Genomic DNA, 19,015 nt, shown 5'->3' with positions numbered 1-19,015 from the left:
GAATCCTGGTCGTTAAAGTGTTTGTTTGCACTCATATTTTAACTGTTAGGACTCAGGTTTTTTTATTTAAAGCAAACTATGGGACAGCAGTGGCTCAAGGCGCCTTTTTCTGAAATGGTTAGAAGCAGATTATTTCTTATCGTTGCCACCGAACAATGGTCCCATTCCGCCGCCACCACCAAACTGTTTTTGCATACCACTGAGCGATTTCATCATTTTTGCCATACCCGATGGATTGGCAAATTTCTTCATCATTTTCGCCATTTGCGCATGTTGTTTAATCAATTTATTGACTTCAACCACATCCATACCACAGCCTGCTGCAATGCGCTTTTTACGGCTTGGGTTCATCAGGTCCGGATTACGACGCTCCTTGATGGTCATCGATTGGATAATCGCTTCCATCTTTTTCACTTGCTTTTCAGGGTTCGCTTGCGCCAACGCATCTTGAATCCCTGCATTGCTCATGCCAGGCAACTTATCCAAGAAGCCCATCATGCCGCCCATTTTATTCATTTGCTCAAACTGCATTAGCATATCTTCAAAGTTGAAGCTGCCGCCTTTTTGCAGTTTTTTCGCCATTTTTTCGGCTTTTTCTTTGTCGACTTTACGTTCAAGCTCTTCGACCAAAGAAAGTACATCACCCATACCCAAAATACGTTGTGCAACACGTTCAGGATGGAAAGGCTCTAAGGCATCGAGCTTTTCACCCATGCCTAAGAATTTGATTGGCTTACCTGTGATTGCGCGTACTGAAAGCGCCGCACCACCACGTGCATCACCATCAGTTTTGGTCAGAATCACACCCGTTAATGGCAGTGCATCATTGAAGGCTTTGGCTGTATTTGCCGCATCCTGACCGGTCATTGCATCAACCACGAACAAAGTTTCAGTTGGCTTAATCGCCGCATGAAGTTCTTTGATCTCGTCCATCATTTCATCGTCTACGTGTAGACGACCTGCTGTATCGACGATCAAGACATCCGCAAACTGAATTTTGGCTTGTTCAATTGCACGCGTTGCAATGGTAATTGGTTTTTCGTCAGCACTCGATTCAAAGAAAATCGCGCCAACTTCACCTGCAACGGTTTGTAGCTGTTTAATTGCTGCTGGACGGTATACGTCGGCAGATACCATTGCTACTTTTTTCTTTTGACGTTCTTGTAAGAAGCGAGCAAGTTTTGCAGCCGTTGTTGTTTTACCTGCACCTTGTAAGCCCGCGAGTAAGACCACAACTGGGGGTTTTGCTGCAAGATCAAGGCTTTCATTTGCCTCGCCCATCATTTTTGTTAATTCGTCATGCACGATTTTAACAAATGCTTGGCCCGGCGATAATTGAGTCATGACTTCTTGACCCAACGCCTCTTCCTTAACTTTCGCGATAAATTCACGAGTTACAGGAAGTGCAACATCGGCTTCAAGAAGTGCCATACGTACTTCACGTAGGGTATCTTTAATATTGTCTTCGGTTAGCTGCCCAGAGCCAGTAACATTTCTTAAACTCTGCGTGAGTCGTTCCGTTAAGGTATCAAACATTGCAAAATCCGCTTAAAATTGCTAGTTGCAAAAAAATCTTTCTTAAAATAGAAAATTTATGCATAGAATGCTATAGGATACTGTAGTTCGCACCGAATTTATATAAATGAATATTCATCATCCTGAAAAAGGTTTGACATGATTAGCCTGCCCTTGGTTTACACCATCTTAGCATTAGTCGCTTATACCACCTCTTTTTGGTATTTGTTTCTCAAATTAATGGCTAAACGTGATCCAAACCATTGGTTTATTGGTATTATTTTAGGCTTAGGCTTATTACTGCATGCAACTGTTTTGTACCATGACATGCTCACGCCGATGGGGGTGAATTATGACGTTTTTGTCTTAATGTCATTTACATCGGGGCTCATGCTATTACTTAGTCTACTCTATAGCACTTATCGTCCAATTCTAGCTTTGAACCTGATTGGCATTCCTGTGGCTGCTACAGGACTGATTTTAGGATTTGCCTTTAGTCAGTCCACTCAATTTATTGAACAGCGCTCATTGGGTTTAGATATTCATATTATTTTGTCGCTGTCCGCCTATGCGGTGCTACTCATGGCGACCATACAAGCCGTGATTTTATGGTTCCAAGATCGTGAGTTAAAGAACAAACAGAAGAAACGCTTTTGGGTTAACTTACTGCCCTCTTTTCAAGCCATGGAATCTTTACTGTTTGATTTAATTAAAACGGGTTTTCTTTTACTAACCGTGGCGTTGGTGTTTGGTTTCTTTACCATCGATAACTTTTTTGCCCAACATCTGGCACATAAAACCGCTTTTAGTATTATTTCTTGGTTTGTTTATGGGGCTTTGCTCATCGGACATTATCGTTTTGGTTGGCGCGGTCAAAAAGCGATTCGTTTTACCTTAATTGGATTCTTCTTGTTGGCTGTCGGTTTTATCGGATCTAAGTTTGTATTGGAAATGATTTTAGGTCGATAAAGTCTTTTTTAGTTTTACTAATTAAAAACGTAGAACATTGCTCGATAAGTAGACCTAGAGCGTGATAATTAAGTAGAAAAGCCCAGCTTGAATAAACTGGGCTTTTTAGTAGACCTCAATTTTTTGATTTAGAATAAATTATCGAGTGCATTTCGTATTATTTAAATTTTAGAAAAACTTAAATACTTTTTACTGTGTTGAATACGTTGTATGCCGCTTTTATCCGTTCTTCATTTGGGATTCTTTTATTCATTAACATGACTAGCCCAAAGCCTTTTTCAGGAATAAAAAGAACGTAAGTTCCAAAACCATTGGTAGAACCAGTTTTATGAAAAACTTTGGATTTTGACTGACTAATATCCTTTATAACTGGATTTGATTGCATAACAACGCTTTCAGAATTGCTTTCTTGCAAAATTTCTAAGGTAGTCGGATAAGAGAATGTCTCCCACCCAAGCGCCTGCGTCATATTTCCAAGCTTGAAATAGCCTTTGTGCGTTTCTAAAATGGCTGTCTTTATCTTTGAACTATTTTTTTCTACATTCAAATTTGAGTTTAAAAAATTCAGCATATCTGGAAGTGTAGATTTAACCCCATATGCTTGAGCATCTAATGCACCAGGATTAACTCGAATAAGATTATTCTTTTGATCATGCCCAAAAGCGTAATGTTCTATCTGTTCCTCTGGAACGTTCACATAAGTGTGTTTTAAATGAAGACTTGGAAAAATCACCTGTTCTAGTAATGATGGGAAAGGGACTTTCATTGATCTTGCTGTTAACTCGCCAAACAATCCAATACTTGGGTTTGAATATTGACGATATTTACCGGAAGGTTTTTTTATATGCCAATTTTGAAAATAGTCTAAAATTTGCTCATCTGTTTTGACATAATCAGGAAATTGTAAAGGTAAATTACCGCTAGTATAGGTCGCTAATTCCAGCAAACTCACCTTATCAATTTCTGAATTCTTTAAAGCTGGCCAATATTGACTTGGATGATCGTTAAAAGATAATTTTCCTTGAGCCTTAGCATAAGCACCCGCGGTTGCAGTAAAAAGCTTGCTGACAGAACCCAACTCAAAGATAGTCCGACTATCTACTTTTTTATTATCATTATTAGATTGAAGACCATAATAGTGTTCGTAGTTTTCTCCCTTATAAATGACGCCTATCGCCATTCCTGCCACACCATACTGTTCCATAAGTGGTTTAAATGACTGGTTAACAGCAGTTTCAATATCTTTTTGATTTGCCTCGATTTCATATGCATTTGAATGAATACTATATCCCACGGCTAAGGTAAAGAGACTAGTTTTAAATAGTTTTTGGGTTTTAGATAACATTCCTGCTATTAGCCTCAATAATACAAATAACAATGTTCTCACTTATCTAATATATTTTCTGTAATAAATCCTTACCCCTTCTATTTAATGAAGTGGGCGTTATGCGAAATAACATTAAAACTCATCCACGCACTCACAAAAGCCTCACTTAACCAATCGTGCGGGTTGTACTTACATCTACAGAAAGCTTCGACTAGTGTATGACAATATTCCCTAACCAATAGCACTGATCGATAAACCCTATGTCTATAAGAAGGATAATAAAATGGATCGTTTTTCATCCACCTGCTATACTAGCTAAATATCCCCCTTCTTCTATTTTAGAGTAACGCCAATGAAGTAAGTCTTATTTTCCGTCAAATCTAATTTATTTGTTTTCTGACGTGCAAAATAAACTTATTTACTACTCTATATCTCTATAAAAATTTATTTTGTATGTCCTGTATAAAGGAGTCTTTAATGACCCAACAGGCCTGTACTGTAAAAAATCTCAGCGTTCAATTTGCTCATGAACCACTTTTTCAGCATTTAAACTTTGAATTTCCCGCTGCCCAATGTTCAGCTCTGATCGGACGCAATGGTCAAGGCAAATCAATATTAATGTCGCTACTCACTCAGACGCACATGCCCAATTATGCGAGTGGCGAAGTGATTTGGCATATGCCATTTTCCTACTTAAGTCAGCTCGAGCGTTTAAGCAACTGTACACTTGCCGAAGCCCTTAACATTGCTGACTTACATGCAAGTTTTCAACGTATTGAACAATCGACTGCGAGCTTTGAAGACTATGACCGCGTCGAACATGCATGGCATCAACCCACTGAATGGTTGAAATTGCTAGATAGTTCAAACTTACCTACAGATCTATCTAGCCCAGTTTCTCAACTGAGTGAAGGTCAGAAAACAAAACTGGCACTGTGTCGCCTTTTTTTACAAACTGGGCATTATTTACTTCTTGATGAACCCAGTAATCACTTAGACCATGCAAGTCGTGCGTGGTTAAGTCAAAAAATCCTTCAGCATCCTGCGGGCTGTTTAGTCATTAGCCACGACCGCACATTGTTAAATCAAATCTCCAATACCTATGTTTTAAATGATTTTGGCTTGCAACACTTCCGTTGCAACTATGCTGAGTATCAGTCACACACAGAGCAACACCAGCAGGCGCTACAACACAATATCTCGCAAGAGAAACGCGAACTAAAACAATTACAAGTCCAACAGCATGAGCAGCGCATGAAAGCTCAGAAAAGGCAAAAGTCTGGGCAGAAATTACGAAGCTCTGGTTCTCAAGCCAAAATCCTACTCGACTTTAAAAAAGAACGTGCGAGTCAAACCTTATCGGGAGTCGCACAGCAACAACTTCGCCAAAAGGAACAAGCGCAAGATGAGCTCAAAAACAAACAGCAGCAACTAGAACAGATTAAGTCACAAAAGTTTGATTTCCATTTTCAACCTAAACAAACTGGTGAAATTCTTCGTTTAAAAGACGTGGTTTTAGCAGCACTTTCTATCTCGCCTATTTCTTTTGCCTTACATAGCGGAGAAAAAATCCAACTGCGCGGCCAAAATGGTTCAGGTAAGTCGACCTTACTTCGTGCCATTCAAAATCATAGTCATGTTCAATCGGGAGATATTTTCAAGCGAGGAGCATCGTTATATTTAGATCAAAACTTTAGCCTACTGAATCCAGAACTGAATGCGGTACACAATTTACAGTTATTGAACCCGTCTTTGTCCGATGAGGCGTGTCGGAATCAATTGGGGCAACTTCGAATTCGACGAGATAAGGCCCTGCTTCCCATCTCACTACTCAGTGGCGGTGAACAACTCAAAGTTGCTTTACTGTGTATCACTCTCGCAGCACAGCCTGTGGACTTACTGTTACTGGATGAACCCGAAAATCATCTCGACATCGACTCAAGACAACTGTTGGCACAGGCTATTCGCGACTTTACAGGGGCGGTTATTTTAGTTTCACATGATGACGCCTTTGTCGAGGAGATACAGATTCAAAACTATTTCGATTTAACCCAAACGCATTAGACTAGACAGCGTGATCGGATTTGCGTATAACACCGTTTTTCTATTTGACTGGTGACACCGCTGTGAAACTCATTCTTGCACCAATGGAAGGCTTAACCGACCCAATCATGCGTGATGTGCTCACGTCTGTAGGTAGCTTCGACTGGTGTGTGACCGAGTTTATCCGTGTGACCAATTCGGTGCTACCCGATCATATTTACCACCAATATTGCCCTGAATTACTCAATGGCGGAAAAACGGCGGCAGGAACACCCGTGCATGTGCAGTTTTTGGGCAATGACCCTGAAATGTTGGCTGCCAATGCCATCCGTGCGGTGAAACTCGGTGCGCCCGCCATTGATATGAACTTTGGCTGTCCAGCCAAAACCGTGAACCGTCACCGTGGTGGCTCGGTGCTTTTAGATGAGCCTGAAGTGGTACATGAACTGGTCAAAGCAGTACGTGATGCGGTTCCTGCACACATTCCTGTTTCTGCGAAAATGCGCTTAGGCTATATGGACCGACATTTTATGTTGGACAATGCTCATGCCATTGAAGATGCTGGTGCAGCATGGGTTACGGTGCATGCACGTACCAAAGCCGATGGTTATACCCCACCCGCTTTTTGGGATCAGCTCCGCCCGATTCGTGAAGCATTAAAGATCAATGTGATTGCCAATGGTGAAATTTGGAACAATGCAGACGCGAAACAGTGTCGCTTAGAGTCTGGCTGTGAAGATTTGATGATTGGACGTGGTGCCGTGACCACACCCGATTTGACCCAGTGTATTCGTCAAAATATAGACACACCTTTGCTGACCTGGAATGAGCTGCTGACCTTACAAATCCGTTTTTTAAACGGCGGCTATAAAAAAGAAATGAATATGGTCGGACGTTATAAGCAATGGCTTGGTATGATGTCTAAACACTATCCTGAAGCCAAAGCCCTATGGGATGAGGTCAAACGTATCAAGCCGCTGGATGACATTATTCTTAAACTAAACGCAAGCGCGAATTAATCCGTTCGCGCAACGATCGAGACATAAGTGGGTAAGTTCCACGCACCACCTGCAAAGCCTTTGCACTGCTGCGATTGTGCCTGATAACTGAGGACAAAAGCCTTTCCATTCCAAGCCCACTCGGAACGAATACCACAGTCTGCGATACCCCGACCTTTTTGCTCTGAGAAAATTTGCGCCTCACTAAAACTTGAGCCTGATGTCGTGACTTGCTGCTGAATCTTTTGCAATGCTTTGTCCATAACCCAGTAGCCTAGACCTTCATTGTACGCTCCACGCCAACATGGCACTTGAACCACCACTTGCTCTGCATTCAGCGGATAGACTGAAACCCGATCTTCCTCAAAAAACCGTACTTCATATAAATTTGGACAGTCTTGTTGATCTGTTTTTGCTTTTAACTTTTTAAAGAGTTGATGGGCATTTTTACTGTCCACGGCAAAGTGACTGGCAACCGCAGGTCGGTATTCCGTAATACCAATTTTAGGGATGGCTTTGGGCTGTAAAACATTTTGCTCAGACTGATTGCCTTTTTGATATACCGCGTTCGGTGTATTTACACGCTTTTGTATATCATCCATTTTGAGCAAAACTGCATTTGCCCCAGCAGTTGAAATTTGCCATTGCTGCGCTTGGGTCGTGAGACGAATATCTTCCGCACCCACCAAAGCCTTTAGCAACTGCGTACTTTGAGCACTGGACAGTTTCGCAGTACTTTTCTTGGCATCGATGGTCAGGATCCCCAAAGATGTTCCTCCTACATTTAAACTGGCTTCAGTATCCTGCGTAAACTCCTCAGCCACTTGAATTTGGCTGAGCACCGCACTGCCTGCACCTGCGGGACGAGAAATCAGCAATGAAACTGGATGACCAAACTCAGCATCACTTTGATATCCCACCGCGCGGCACATACCCGTATTATCACAGGCAAGCTCCCAGTCTTTATGCATAAAATAGTTACCCGTTTCAGCATGAGTCAACTGGCTCAAAGCACTCAACAGCAACACACCAATAATGGGACTATTTCGTTTTATGATCTTATTATTCAACATATGCACTCACTCCACTTCAGAGGAATCTTAATCTTGCACTCAAAAACTGCGGCTTTGCACGATACCTGTATAATTTAAACAATCTTCAACGCGTATCCGTTGTACTTTCGACAGCTGATCTAAATCAAACCAAGCATAAGCCGTATGTTCATCACTGAGCCTGATCTCAGCAGATGCAGCCAAATGACATCTAAAAATAAAGGCATGCGAGGTCACTGCCGAATGAAAATACACACCCGATAAATAATCGATCTGAACCTGACAACCGAGTTCTTCTTGGCACTCACGCAGCAAAGCCTGATGAATGGTTTCTCCCATATCCAAGGCTCCACCGGGTAGCCCCCAAGCCTGATCGGCATAATTGGCTTTCAGTAATAAAACCTGTCCTGCATCATTGGTCAGCACCGCGTGAGAACTCAGTCGGTAAAAGTCTTGAAATGCCATAAATACCTTCTTCTTAAGTTGTTCATGTTGTCATTAAAAACGTAGCCCCGCAAAACGGAGGTGGCTCAACCTGTACCCAATCTAAAGCTTTAATCGAGCTTAGTCTGGAAAATGAATCGGCTTTGACATTTTAGTTTCAAAGTCCACAGGCACCGAAATATGCTGATGGGCAACCAACCACTCACCTGCCGTTTTTTGAAAACATAGCGTGGTTCTGCACCAAGGAATCTCTGGGGTTGCAACGCCACTGGCATGATCCAATTTAGAATAACAATGTAAAAAAGCTAAACCGTCACGACTAAAAATATTGATGTTACGCCTAAACACTTTGATTTCCCCCTGAAAAAATGGGGCATATCGTCTCCACAATTCTTGATAGGCTTGCACGCCTTGTAGCTCAAACCCAATATCAAACAAGCTGACATCACTCTGACAAAGACGAATGATATTTTGTACATCCATTTTACAAATGGCATCATCCCATTGTTTGAGTTTGAAGATAATTTCATGCCCTGCATGCTCATCTCCAACTAATCGAAAATCCACATCGCACTCCCACACTACAAATCAAACTGCATAAAAAAACGCGTGCGCCATCCATAGCAAACACGCGGTTTTCTTCAATTCTTAAAATAAGCAAAATATGTAATCTGATTTTAAGTCGTCAAATCCTTAATCGTGGTACTTGAACCATTGTTTTTAACCGACTCAATGCCTTTATCTCGGGATTGCTCACTGGCATAAAACTGACTGGTACCAATAATCTGATGATTGGCAGCCTTTAAGTTAAAATAAGGTTTGCCATTTTTGGCTTCTAAGCGTTCATAACGCGTATCATCGGGGCTATTTTTTTGCACCGACTCAATTCCATTATGTGCTGACGCTTTTGCTTTATACAGTTCACTGGTCAAAATGACCTCGCCATTTCCCGCTTTTAAAACAAAGCGATATTGGCCATCATTTGCCTGACTTACTTCGTACCATCCTGACATAAGCTCACCTATTGTTATTTTAAAGTGATTGTAGATACACCAAAACTGAATAAAAAAACATCCAATTTCATAAAATATAAATGACTTCTTTTATAAAAAAAAGTGCATTTACTACCAGCCTAAATTTTATTTTTTTAAAATAACAGCGCTATATGAATAACGCATGACAGCCACAAACCGTTTAAATGACACGTGATATCGGCCCAATAAACGGCTTGGCGTTCTTCATAATTTTATGCTTTTAATACCAATTTGCTATAACTGCTTTTTGGCATTTCAATAATTTCTACACAAATTTGTACCGTTAAATCCTGAGGGGCTATAAAGTTTTGCTGCAAGGTTTTAAGTAATTGGCTCGAAATGGCACACTTGGTGGCTTCATCTCGTCCGCTTAATAAAGACACTTTAGCATGCAAATAAGCCTGCGCATCACCTTCTACCCCAATCACAAAATCGGACTGTCGAATGGCACGACTTTTGATGTCGTTGCCCGATTGTACAAACTGACCATCCAGCAAAGCTTGGTTTAGAGCCAATAACATCGGCTTAACTTCAAGGGTGTCGATATTGTCTGAATATTCAAGGTGGATATGTGGCATAACGTATTCTTCAACAGTTTTTATCTTTATAGCATGCTGTGCTGGTGTTTCAACGTTTAAATGTCTTTTTAGAATGGCTGAAAAAACAAAAACGGAGTCCAATTGACTCCATTTTAATCTCGAACTGTAAACTCAGCGCATTAGGCTTTTTTCACATACTCAGATTTCAGTTTCATCGCACCGACACCGTCAATTTTACAGTCAATGTCATGACCATCTGCGGCATCTGGCAATAAACGAATATTTTTCACTTTGGTTCCGACTTTCACCACCGATGACGAACCTTTAATTTTTAAATCTTTAATCACCGTTACCGTGTCACCGTCAGCAAGTAAGTTGCCGTTGGCATCTTTAATTGCCACCACTTCTTCAGTTGTCTCTCCCTCTTTCCATTCATTTGAACATTCAGGGCAGATCAGCAAGTCACCATCTTCATAGGTATATTCGGACTGGCATTTTGGGCAGTTGGGTAAAGACATAAAAACCTCAAAAATAAAAAAATAAGCAATTCACATTGCTCAAAACGCCAATATAGCATTTTTCAGATGAAAACGATGCGAATCACATATTTATTTTAAGGCTTTAACCTTGTCACAAGATGGATCAAATAAGGTTTAGAGCAATATAAGTTTTAACTGTAATGGCATCACTCCAACGCTTATTTTTGTTCCAAGCACTGCTTCAGAATCACCACATGGTTATGCTGTTCTTCTTTGGCTGCGGTGAGTAATGTGATCTGCTCTTGCATCGCCAATTGGCGCAAATCATTCAACTCGGCGGGATGTGCTTCCAGTTCTTTCATATAACGGACTTTAAACGCATCCCAGTGTGCCACCATGTCTTGGTGATACCATTTCCGTAGTTCATTGGATGGTGTGAGAATTTTTGGCCATTCATCTATTTTGGCCTCAAGTTTTGAGACCCCTCGTGGCCACAACCGATCGACTAAAATCCGTTTGCCATCCTCAGCCTCGACAGGTGCATAAATCCGCTTCATGCGTATTAGCATGCAAAACTCCTTTTTAATCTATGGTGCAACTTATTCTATTGTTCAACGATGACGAAGCGCTATTCATCGGGAATATCTGGATTCACTAAAAAAGCCAAGAGTTGCAGCGACTCTTGCCAGCCGAGATAACAGCCATCGACAGGAATCACATCGGGTAAACCAGACTGCGTAATATGAACCTCTGTACCGACAGATACTTCTTTAAACTCAACACGTACTTCAATTTTACCTGCTAGTTCAGGTACATCGAACTCATCGGTATAGCGCAATAAACTGTTTTCAACGATTTCATGATAGGTTCCATGAAATGAATGCTGCATGCCTGTACTAAAGTTGGTAAAAAACATGCGATATTGACCACCTTCACGCAGATCGAACTGATCTACATGTGCGGTAAAACCGTGTGGTGCCATCCACTTCACTAAAGCATCTGCGGTGGTAAAAGCACGATAGACGCGCTCGACGGGCGCACTAAATACGCGGTGTAATTGAACACTATTTGACATGATTTTTCTCGTTCTTTTCAAATATTCAGATTTAGTTTAAAACGCTCAAACCCACATACTGTATTTTTTTGTGCATCTTTTTTTAAATAGCCAAACTTGGCCCGCTGGCTTTTCTACCCACCAACAAAAAAAGCATGTTTTTCAACATGCTTTTAAATTTGACCACTTTTTAGGCCTGACCTTGCTCATAGTCCTCATCATCTTCGTCGTCATAGACGTAGGCCATACAGCCCCAGCCGTCATATTCGCCACCAAACTGTTCTGCAATTTTAGTAAACCATTGTTCTAAGTCGACAATGTCTGAATACTCAGGTTCCATATACACATAGATGGTAATAATCCACTCAGATACATCACTTTCTTCATCGACAAACAAAGTGATTTTTTGCTCTTCTTGTAATAAATACAACGCACACTTTTCTGCTTGTGACTGCTCTTGAAAGGCAATCGAATATTCTATTTCATGCGGTTCAGACAGGTCGTCACCATCCTCAGCCATTTGCCAAAGTACATTTCCGTTATCATCATCTGGATATAATTCATAATCACGTGTCATGCGTATGTCCTTGTTATCTTTTTAGCCAATATATCGTTGGCAAGTGACAGAATAGTGACTTCAACATAGCATATTTTGCTCATTTTTATAGCAGTTACATCTGATTTTTCGAAGGTTGTTTGGACTTTATTTCACGTAGACTTTGCCGTGTTATTGTAAAACCCGATGTTCAACTAAAATATCTGCTTGAAACTGTAAATCGCTGCTTTTTAAGTTTTCTAATAAGGCTGCAAATTTAAGTTCTTCTAAGCGTAGAGCCAGATAACTGTCTTGTATCTGAGTATGACCAAAGGCCGCACCATAGTGATTGATGAGGGTAAAGTCATCCTGCAAAGCTTGAATCAAAAGACCAAGATTGTCTTTACTCACACGTTGTAAATAAAAATCTGCTTTGGTATTAAACAACTGTGAAACCAAGACCATCACAGATAGTCGTCGATGTTCATCCATAAAGGCACAGGTCACAACTTCATTTTGCTCAACCGCACGAGTCACCTGTTGCCGAACTTTCAGTAGATGACCGGCCGCATCCGTTTTCCCATAGCCTTCGATGAGTTCATCTAATAACTGCTCCGAAGGCAGTTGATAACTCTGGCTGTAGGTTTCAATTTTATGGTGTAGTGCCTTCGATATTTCAGCCAGATGTTGTCGTTCTTCAGCCATGTGAAAAAAAGCACCCAGTTTTTCTCTGGCGCGCTGCATGGTAACTTCTTTGGCTTTACATTCATACTCTGTTAAGAAGTGATGTACTTTTTCAATGCGCTGCCGACATTGTTTAAGCATTTGTTCAGCATCAAATTTGACTGTTTCAGCAAACAATTCAACTTGGTTGTGCCGTTCAATAACATAGTGTTCAACATCAATGATTTCTTGGTAAGGACTCAAGGTTTCGTTGCGTTGTCTAAGTGTTCCAAGCTCAATTCTTAAACTGGTCAGCCGATGTTGTAATTCACTTTGCTGCTGTTCATAAACCTCTAAACTGTTTCGACTGCGCTCTAAATTGATTTCTAAGGATTCAATCTTCTTTTTTTGGGCAAGGCTGTGTATTTTTTGCCCGCATATAACAGCACACAACAGGACAAGAATGACAGCGAATACATAAAGCATGGCCTATCTCCCTACGGGAACGTCATTTTTATTTTAAAGACTCAGCTGTAAGAACAAATGAAACTCGAACAGTAAGCCTTGGAACAGACAAACATATTTTCATTCAATTTCAATCAGTCGTGACCATGGCCAAAAAGCCAAACTCAAATGTTAATTTCAACAAAGATAAGCACACTGGATAAAAGTGCACTTACACAACTTACGCTAACGGTTTTTTAAACTGCCCGATATCCCAAATTTTAAGTATTTCTCAAAATTAAAATAAAGTGTGACACAGTTAGAATGGCACGCTTCCATGAATCGCAACCGCTTTTCCACTTAAAGGCTGCTGAAAGGCGAGAAAACTGGCATGTAAAGCCATACGTTTTAATGGACTTCGTGTCGGCTCAGGGTGATACAACTTATCTCCAGTAATTGGATGCCCAATATATTGCATATGTACACGGAGCTGATGTGAACGCCCCGTAATCGGGGTCAGTAAAACTCGCGTAATATCAGTCTCAGTATCATAGCTAAGCGCTTGATAAAGCGTTTTTGCAGGCTTACCCAGTTCAAAGTGCACGATCTGTCGTGGTCGATTTTCCCAGTCAGTAATCAGGGGTACTTCAACACTGCCTTCAGCATCCAACTGGCCTTGAACTAAAGCAATATAGTGTTTATCTACCGTGCGGGCTTGGAACATTTTACTGACGGCAACTTCGGCATCGCGATGTTTGGCAAACATTAAAATTCCCGAGGTCGCCATATCTAAACGATGGGTAATTTTGGCATGTGGGTACTGAGCTAAAACCCGTAAATAGGCACTGTCTTGGTGTTCTGGTAAACGTCCCGGCACAGACAACAAGCCCGCAGGCTTTTCAATCACCACCAAATCATCGTCTTCATATACGATCACCAAGTCTTCTTGGGGCGGTGTATAAATAAAGTTGTCATTTAGAGCCATGGGAATAACAGCATACAAAAGCGAGCGCGAAAAATAGCAAGCTGTGTTTCTGCTGTCAATCATTCACAAAATATGGAAAACAGCCTTAATGATGTGCGTTCATCGTCTTATATAAAGCCAGCTTTTTAGCAATGCTGATTAGATTGGAAGCTTAAAATAAAATGATGTAAGTGAAACTACAACAGCAGGATTTTTCGATTTTCGCGGGAAATATTAAAATTTATTTTTTGATTTATATTTTATTCGAGTTCAAATTTTTTAGGGTGTCTGGGAAAACATGTTGTTTACTTCAACTATCATAACTTTGTAAGTGATGATCTTATAGCCTATAAACTTTTGATTTATAGCGTCCTAAGCCGAATCAAGACCTTTTGGGTAAGTACTACTCACGCGTTTTGCGCCACTGGTAGCATGCTACTCTTTTCGATCCCGTCACACCCTTGAGATATAATTTAACAATCCAAGGGCGGGATTGTTTCCCGAAGATAAAGTCTTTTTGGCTATTTTTGGAAAAAAATCTTGGCTTTCAGGTTATCTAAAAAATATTTTCCCAAATGCAGCGTATTTATGATTTTTTTCTCACATAAAAGCGCTTTTCTCAGGATTTTATTTCTTTACTGCATCATAGATGAGAAAATCAACTTCCTGCACAGACCTGCATCAGCTGAATGAGATTCCCGCAGGTATCATCAAAGACTGCAACTTTAACTTTTCCTGCCCGCATCGGTTCACTGGTAAAACGTACCCCTAGGTTTTTGAGTCGTTCATATTCCGCATCAAGGTCATCCACTTGAAAAGAAGTATAGGGAATCAGGTCTGCTTTAATTGCAGCTTTAAACGGTTGTGCCGCAGGATGTGCATCAGGCTCCAGTAGCAGTTCAACACCCTCTGGACTTTCGGGTGAAACCAAAGTCAGCCAACGATAATCACCTACAGGTACATCATGTTTGACTTTAAAACCGAGTTTTTCTGTATAAAACTGACAAGCTTTTTCTTGGCTATCGACCATGATGCTAGTGACATATATTTTCATTGTTGTTCCATATTTTTATCAGGCTTTTAATGGTTATAGCAGAACTCTAAGCGTTCCAATGTTATCAAATCGCAATTTTTTAAAGCCGTTTTTGCAAACCAAAGCGGCAATTTGTTTTGACACAGTTAGAGCAAATATTTGGATATATTCGGAGCAATATAGAAGTTTTAAAATGGAAGAAAATATTTGAATGGACGTGTCTTTTATCGTGTTATTTTTATCATGTAGTTTCTAGGGATCAGGAGATAACTTCAACGATTAAAACTGGGTAAGTTCTAAACTTTTGCCTATAAATGGATAATCTATAGCGTCCTAAGCTGAATCGAGACCTTATGGGTAAGTACGACGCTGATCTGATAGATAACGAGTCGCAAACTACTCTTTTCGATTCCTGTGCCCTTAAACGCTATATTAAGCAAATTGGTGCGGGATGAATTTCCGAAGATCGGCTAATTTCAAGCAATGATGAAAAATATTTCCCTAAATAAAACCAGATTTGATAAAAATATTCATCATGACACTTGAATCATCTATTTCATCGCATAAAAATGAACTTCTATCATTTTTACGCCATCATTTCAGAACGTTTAAGTTCCCATGTAACCTTGCAGCCACGTTGCAATAAACCACCATAAACTAATCGCGGACATACCACAGAGTAAATTAGCTAAAACTTTCTGCAGATTACTGAGCTGAGACAGATAGATTTTTCGGTTAATCACATAAGCAACCACGGCTAAGGCTCCACCGATTGCACCACCAATCATCACTAAAAACAAAGGCCAACCTGCCATCAAATGAGCAGCCGTACTCAGCTTAGGTTTCTCTTCAACACTCAAGGCCAGTTCTTTATTTTCCATCGCTTTTCCCTATACATGATCAAGCAGTCATGAGACTGATGCCTCAGACTCACGTCACTCATAAAAGTACATTTTTGAAATATAAGTTAGCAAAAACTAAGCCAATACTATTCAAGACTCAGATCATCGATGTCCTGAATTTTGCTCAAATACAGCGGAGCAACATTCACTTTGCTCCATGTTTCTTTAAATTTAGGGTCACTATCCGGGTCTTTGTTGAGATTTTCTCTGACCAGCTTCTTAGCGGTGAGAAAATTGACACTGGTTTCGCTGTTCACATATGGGCCGAAATTATCGGAGCTGTCATAGCCAATCAGACGCATATCACGCCCCTCTAAACGGAACTGATAGGCCCAATATCCATAACGGCCATGGGCATAATGTAGTTTTAACAGGCCTTTTTCGATAGAGGGCACCAACTCAGGCGCAAAGTACACACCGCCATCTTCATTTTCTGAAGAAAACAGTGACAGGTTCTGAACGACTTTTTGGTAGCGCCCTTTTGTATTCAACAGCACAATCACACCACGGCGGTTGCGATCTAGTTTTCCGCGGTATTCATCGGTGACCCATTGTTTCGGATCTGTAGCTTTGACGATTAAAACCACATCTTTTAAGCCATCTTTGTTTAAGTCCCCTTGTACGACCTCAAACACCGTATATTTTGCGGGAAGGTAAGCTTTGTAATGGCTGCTGGCTTTTTGTCGCTGAACGTCCTCTGCGCTTAAGTTTTCAGCACACAGATTGGCGGAGATACCCAACATTGCAGCGAACATTAGAGAAGTTTGAATGAACTGTTTTTTCATAGTTTTGTTAATTTTTTAAATAATAAAGTAGGTAAAAGAGCGCGCTAATGAATGCTTAATTTTGGCATCTGTGCTGCAGCTTAGCATTTATCAGAAGCCTATTTATAGGATGCTCTAGAATTAAAACAGATGACCGTATCCATGTCATATTTTGATTGCTGCCATTGAAAGCTTTCAGCTAAAGTGACGGAAGACCATTCAAATACGTTTCATCATGAAAACCAAAACTGCCCTGCTGATGCTATACCTTGCACTTTCTCTGAGTGCATGCAAAGTGTTAAAAACACATATCGTTAAAGTCACCAGCTCATCTGAAGCACAGCCACATGAAGTGTTATTAAAAACTACCAAAGGCTATGTGTACTTATCGACACAGAACATGACGGAAAAACAAAAGCACATCCTAAAAAATCTGCGTCCTTTTCAGTGCTTAGAAATTAAAACACCTGAACAGTTTGCTATGCAAAACCGAGTAGTGCGATTTTCTGACTTTAAAATTCGCGCTTTAGTCGAAGCTGACCGAGAATGTCGAAAAATTAAGGTCACGACCCGAATTGAAATCCATTAATGTTGTAATACTTAAAAAATTGAACATCCATATCCAACAATGAAAAGCTCAGCATAATTTGCAGAGCTTTTTTGTTTTTTGATTATTTGAAACAGCACTTATCACAACCTTCGACTTTTTCTCTGGGCCAGTTCATTCTTGCCCGTTTATAAGCCAGTTCGTAATTGGCAAAATAACCAATTAGAATTTGATCCTCCGAGCTGGGTAAATCTGCACAACCTAAGGATGCATTATGAATATGATGAATGCCTTTTTCACTAGGCTGTTCATTTACAATAAATTTTATCATTTACAGTTCCCCGAATAATTTTTATAAAGTTCAACTACAAACAAAACCATACAAAAAGTATGTATTTATAAAATTAAACGGATAGCGTATGAAAATCAATCATTATTTTAAAAGTGAAACTGATCTCTAAGCCATATCAAGTTAAAAGGATTGATGTCCACATAAGCGAAAAATTAGCCACTCTATTTTTAAAATTTAGAGATCCAGCTACGCCATAAGAAAACGGCAGAGACTATAAAGGTGTGCTGATACTTTCTTGTTTTTTACGTTTAAACCAACGTACGGCCCAAATCGCTAAAATAATGCCCACAATCACCACCAAGACAGGAACCAGTAGTGACAGCACAGACAGTAAAACGGCTCCGACCCACTCCACTGTAGACACCAGTGGGTTGGCTACCCCGCCTGTCGTCGCGCTTGAAACCCCACGGACAGCAACGGTACTCATTTGCACGGCGCCTGCTGTACCTCCACCCACAATAATTGCCGCGGCCCAACTGGCAAACTGCGACATCTCCCCACTACTGACCGCCATAGTGGTGAGTGTGCCTGCGACCATCGCGGCTGGCGTTGCAATGGTGTCTAAAGCGTTGTCGACCCATGGGATGTAATAAGCTGCGATTTCACAGACAGTTGCAATAGCTAAGGCGATGCATACGGATGGCATAGTTAACCATTCAAAACCTTGCATGGGTTCGAACCAACCCATAATAGATGCAAGGCTCATGACTAAGAGTGGGACAAAGACGCGAAAGCCACAGGCAGCACTTAAGCCAATGCCGATACAAAGTCCTAATATGGTTTCCATGTGCTTTTCCTGTGTGGCCTAAGTTGGGATGTTTTTATCTTTTTTTATAACTTAGCAAAAAGCCCTATCGGGTGATAGGGCTTTTCTTTAAAACAGTGGGTAACTGTTAAATGTTTGGCTTAGGCATTCTTATTGTTAAATTGATTGCCTTGGCATTTGGTACACGGGGGTAAACGATCTGTACCAATTTCTAAGTAGACACGGTGTCCGCATTGAACACAAAAATAGAAGCCTGTTCCAGGTTTTTCGCCAGCAGTAACCATTTTTGTTCTCCATATGTTTAGAAAATGGTCTTACTAGTATATGCATTTTATGATGGATGTCTATTGATCATTTCGACAAATGATGATGGCATTTGGGCAAAAAATAAATTCATACCTCAAATTACTTACTAACGGCTTTGTTGCACAAACATTCAAAAGCTAAACTTCTTCCAAGTTATCTAAATTTAAGTGGCAACTTGGGTGTGAGGTCGACCTAAATCTGTAAATTTATTTAATACGGCCACACGTGCATGAATCTCATTGACTTGGCTTTGAAAGTTTCTCGCACGGAGTTTATCGCCTAATA

At 40.6% G+C, this 19,015-nt stretch carries 23 protein-coding genes and 1 pseudogene; 4 read left to right on the top strand and 20 right to left on the bottom strand.

What is annotated here, in order from left to right; translation table 11 throughout:
- Positions 1-129: 129 nt before the first annotated feature.
- Positions 130-1,536: a signal recognition particle protein gene (ffh, locus tag AXW61_RS09200; RefSeq protein ID WP_010327404.1), complete on the bottom strand. Its 1,407-nt coding sequence runs from the start codon at positions 1,534-1,536 to the stop codon at positions 130-132.
- A gap of 138 nt (positions 1,537-1,674) precedes the next feature.
- Here ffh and ccsA point away from each other — a divergent pair, with 138 nt between their 5' ends.
- Positions 1,675-2,484, top strand: a complete 810-nt coding sequence (ccsA, locus tag AXW61_RS09195; protein WP_010327405.1) for a cytochrome c biogenesis protein CcsA — start codon at positions 1,675-1,677, stop codon at positions 2,482-2,484.
- Between the two features lie 178 nt (positions 2,485-2,662).
- On the opposite strand, the gene ampC is transcribed toward ccsA, so the two are convergent.
- A complete protein-coding gene (ampC, locus tag AXW61_RS09190; protein ID WP_062034090.1) occupies positions 2,663-3,829 on the bottom strand; it encodes a class C beta-lactamase in 1,167 nt (388 codons plus the stop codon).
- Positions 3,830-4,288: 459 nt separating this feature from the next.
- Here ampC and AXW61_RS09185 point away from each other — a divergent pair, with 459 nt between their 5' ends.
- Positions 4,289-5,875, top strand: coding sequence for an ATP-binding cassette domain-containing protein (locus AXW61_RS09185; RefSeq protein WP_062034089.1), 1,587 nt, complete (start codon positions 4,289-4,291; stop codon positions 5,873-5,875).
- Between the two features lie 62 nt (positions 5,876-5,937).
- Positions 5,938-6,873 (top strand): tRNA-dihydrouridine synthase, encoded by a 936-nt coding sequence (locus AXW61_RS09180; protein ID WP_062034088.1) that lies wholly within the window; start codon positions 5,938-5,940, stop codon positions 6,871-6,873.
- Here the strand turns inward: AXW61_RS09180 and AXW61_RS09175 are convergent.
- The 14 genes from AXW61_RS09175 to AXW61_RS09110 all read right to left on the bottom strand — a co-directional run bounded on the left by AXW61_RS09175 (position 6,870) and on the right by AXW61_RS09110 (position 16,738).
- Complete coding sequence (locus AXW61_RS09175; RefSeq protein WP_062034087.1) at positions 6,870-7,925, bottom strand: DUF1176 domain-containing protein; 1,056 nt, start codon at positions 7,923-7,925, stop codon at positions 6,870-6,872. The genes AXW61_RS09180 and AXW61_RS09175 overlap by 4 nt on opposite strands.
- 39 nt (positions 7,926-7,964) lie before the next feature.
- Positions 7,965-8,369, bottom strand: coding sequence for an NUDIX domain-containing protein (locus AXW61_RS09170; protein WP_004983057.1), 405 nt, complete (start codon positions 8,367-8,369; stop codon positions 7,965-7,967).
- Between the two features lie 99 nt (positions 8,370-8,468).
- The gene (locus AXW61_RS09165) at positions 8,469-8,915 is read right to left on the bottom strand and encodes a nuclear transport factor 2 family protein (RefSeq protein WP_058870190.1); all 447 of its coding nucleotides are present in this window, start codon (positions 8,913-8,915) and stop codon (positions 8,469-8,471) included.
- A 110-nt stretch (positions 8,916-9,025) separates the two neighbouring features.
- Complete coding sequence (locus tag AXW61_RS09160; protein WP_004695228.1) at positions 9,026-9,361, bottom strand: YegP family protein; 336 nt, start codon at positions 9,359-9,361, stop codon at positions 9,026-9,028.
- A gap of 233 nt (positions 9,362-9,594) precedes the next feature.
- A complete protein-coding gene (locus AXW61_RS09155) occupies positions 9,595-9,960 on the bottom strand; it encodes a 5-carboxymethyl-2-hydroxymuconate Delta-isomerase (RefSeq protein WP_062034086.1) in 366 nt (121 codons plus the stop codon).
- Between the two features lie 140 nt (positions 9,961-10,100).
- Entirely contained in the window at positions 10,101-10,439 is a 339-nt protein-coding gene (locus AXW61_RS09150; protein ID WP_062034085.1) for a zinc ribbon domain-containing protein YjdM, read from the bottom strand.
- Between the two features lie 179 nt (positions 10,440-10,618).
- Positions 10,619-10,969, bottom strand: coding sequence for a DUF488 family protein (locus tag AXW61_RS09145; protein WP_062034084.1), 351 nt, complete (start codon positions 10,967-10,969; stop codon positions 10,619-10,621).
- A 59-nt stretch (positions 10,970-11,028) separates the two neighbouring features.
- The gene (locus tag AXW61_RS09140) at positions 11,029-11,475 is read right to left on the bottom strand and encodes an SRPBCC family protein (RefSeq protein ID WP_010327413.1); all 447 of its coding nucleotides are present in this window, start codon (positions 11,473-11,475) and stop codon (positions 11,029-11,031) included.
- Between the two features lie 169 nt (positions 11,476-11,644).
- Positions 11,645-12,031, bottom strand: a complete 387-nt coding sequence (locus AXW61_RS09135) for a ribonuclease E inhibitor RraB (protein ID WP_004695219.1) — start codon at positions 12,029-12,031, stop codon at positions 11,645-11,647.
- A 150-nt stretch (positions 12,032-12,181) separates the two neighbouring features.
- A complete protein-coding gene (locus tag AXW61_RS09130) occupies positions 12,182-13,138 on the bottom strand; it encodes a DUF5660 family protein (protein WP_062034083.1) in 957 nt (318 codons plus the stop codon).
- A gap of 277 nt (positions 13,139-13,415) precedes the next feature.
- Positions 13,416-14,081, bottom strand: a complete 666-nt coding sequence (locus AXW61_RS09125) for an RluA family pseudouridine synthase (protein ID WP_062034114.1) — start codon at positions 14,079-14,081, stop codon at positions 13,416-13,418.
- 637 nt (positions 14,082-14,718) lie between these two features.
- Entirely contained in the window at positions 14,719-15,114 is a 396-nt protein-coding gene (locus tag AXW61_RS09120; protein WP_010327416.1) for a VOC family protein, read from the bottom strand.
- Positions 15,115-15,701: 587 nt separating this feature from the next.
- Entirely contained in the window at positions 15,702-15,974 is a 273-nt protein-coding gene (locus AXW61_RS09115; protein ID WP_062034082.1) for a hypothetical protein, read from the bottom strand.
- A gap of 107 nt (positions 15,975-16,081) precedes the next feature.
- A complete protein-coding gene (locus AXW61_RS09110) occupies positions 16,082-16,738 on the bottom strand; it encodes a hypothetical protein (RefSeq protein WP_062034113.1) in 657 nt (218 codons plus the stop codon).
- A gap of 256 nt (positions 16,739-16,994) precedes the next feature.
- Here AXW61_RS09110 and AXW61_RS09105 point away from each other — a divergent pair, with 256 nt between their 5' ends.
- Positions 16,995-17,348: a hypothetical protein gene (locus AXW61_RS09105; protein WP_062034081.1), complete on the top strand. Its 354-nt coding sequence runs from the start codon at positions 16,995-16,997 to the stop codon at positions 17,346-17,348.
- Positions 17,349-17,430: 82 nt separating this feature from the next.
- Here the strand turns inward: AXW61_RS09105 and AXW61_RS09100 are convergent, their stop codons facing one another.
- The 4 genes and pseudogenes from AXW61_RS09100 to AXW61_RS17690 all read right to left on the bottom strand — a co-directional run.
- Complete coding sequence (locus AXW61_RS09100; RefSeq protein ID WP_004695205.1) at positions 17,431-17,637, bottom strand: hypothetical protein; 207 nt, start codon at positions 17,635-17,637, stop codon at positions 17,431-17,433.
- A gap of 232 nt (positions 17,638-17,869) precedes the next feature.
- Positions 17,870-18,445 (bottom strand): DUF4126 domain-containing protein, encoded by a 576-nt coding sequence (locus AXW61_RS09095; RefSeq protein ID WP_062034080.1) that lies wholly within the window; start codon positions 18,443-18,445, stop codon positions 17,870-17,872.
- Between the two features lie 119 nt (positions 18,446-18,564).
- Entirely contained in the window at positions 18,565-18,708 is a 144-nt protein-coding gene (locus tag AXW61_RS17200; protein ID WP_004695201.1) for a zinc ribbon-containing protein, read from the bottom strand.
- Positions 18,709-18,893: 185 nt separating this feature from the next.
- Positions 18,894-19,015: pseudogene (locus AXW61_RS17690) on the bottom strand (IS5/IS1182 family transposase); the annotation flags it as partial.

The sequence above is a fragment of the Acinetobacter sp. BMW17 genome (assembly GCF_001592855.1).
Classification (GTDB): Bacteria; Pseudomonadota; Gammaproteobacteria; order Pseudomonadales; family Moraxellaceae; genus Acinetobacter; species Acinetobacter johnsonii.
This window is presented reverse-complemented; position numbering and strand designations above follow the sequence as displayed.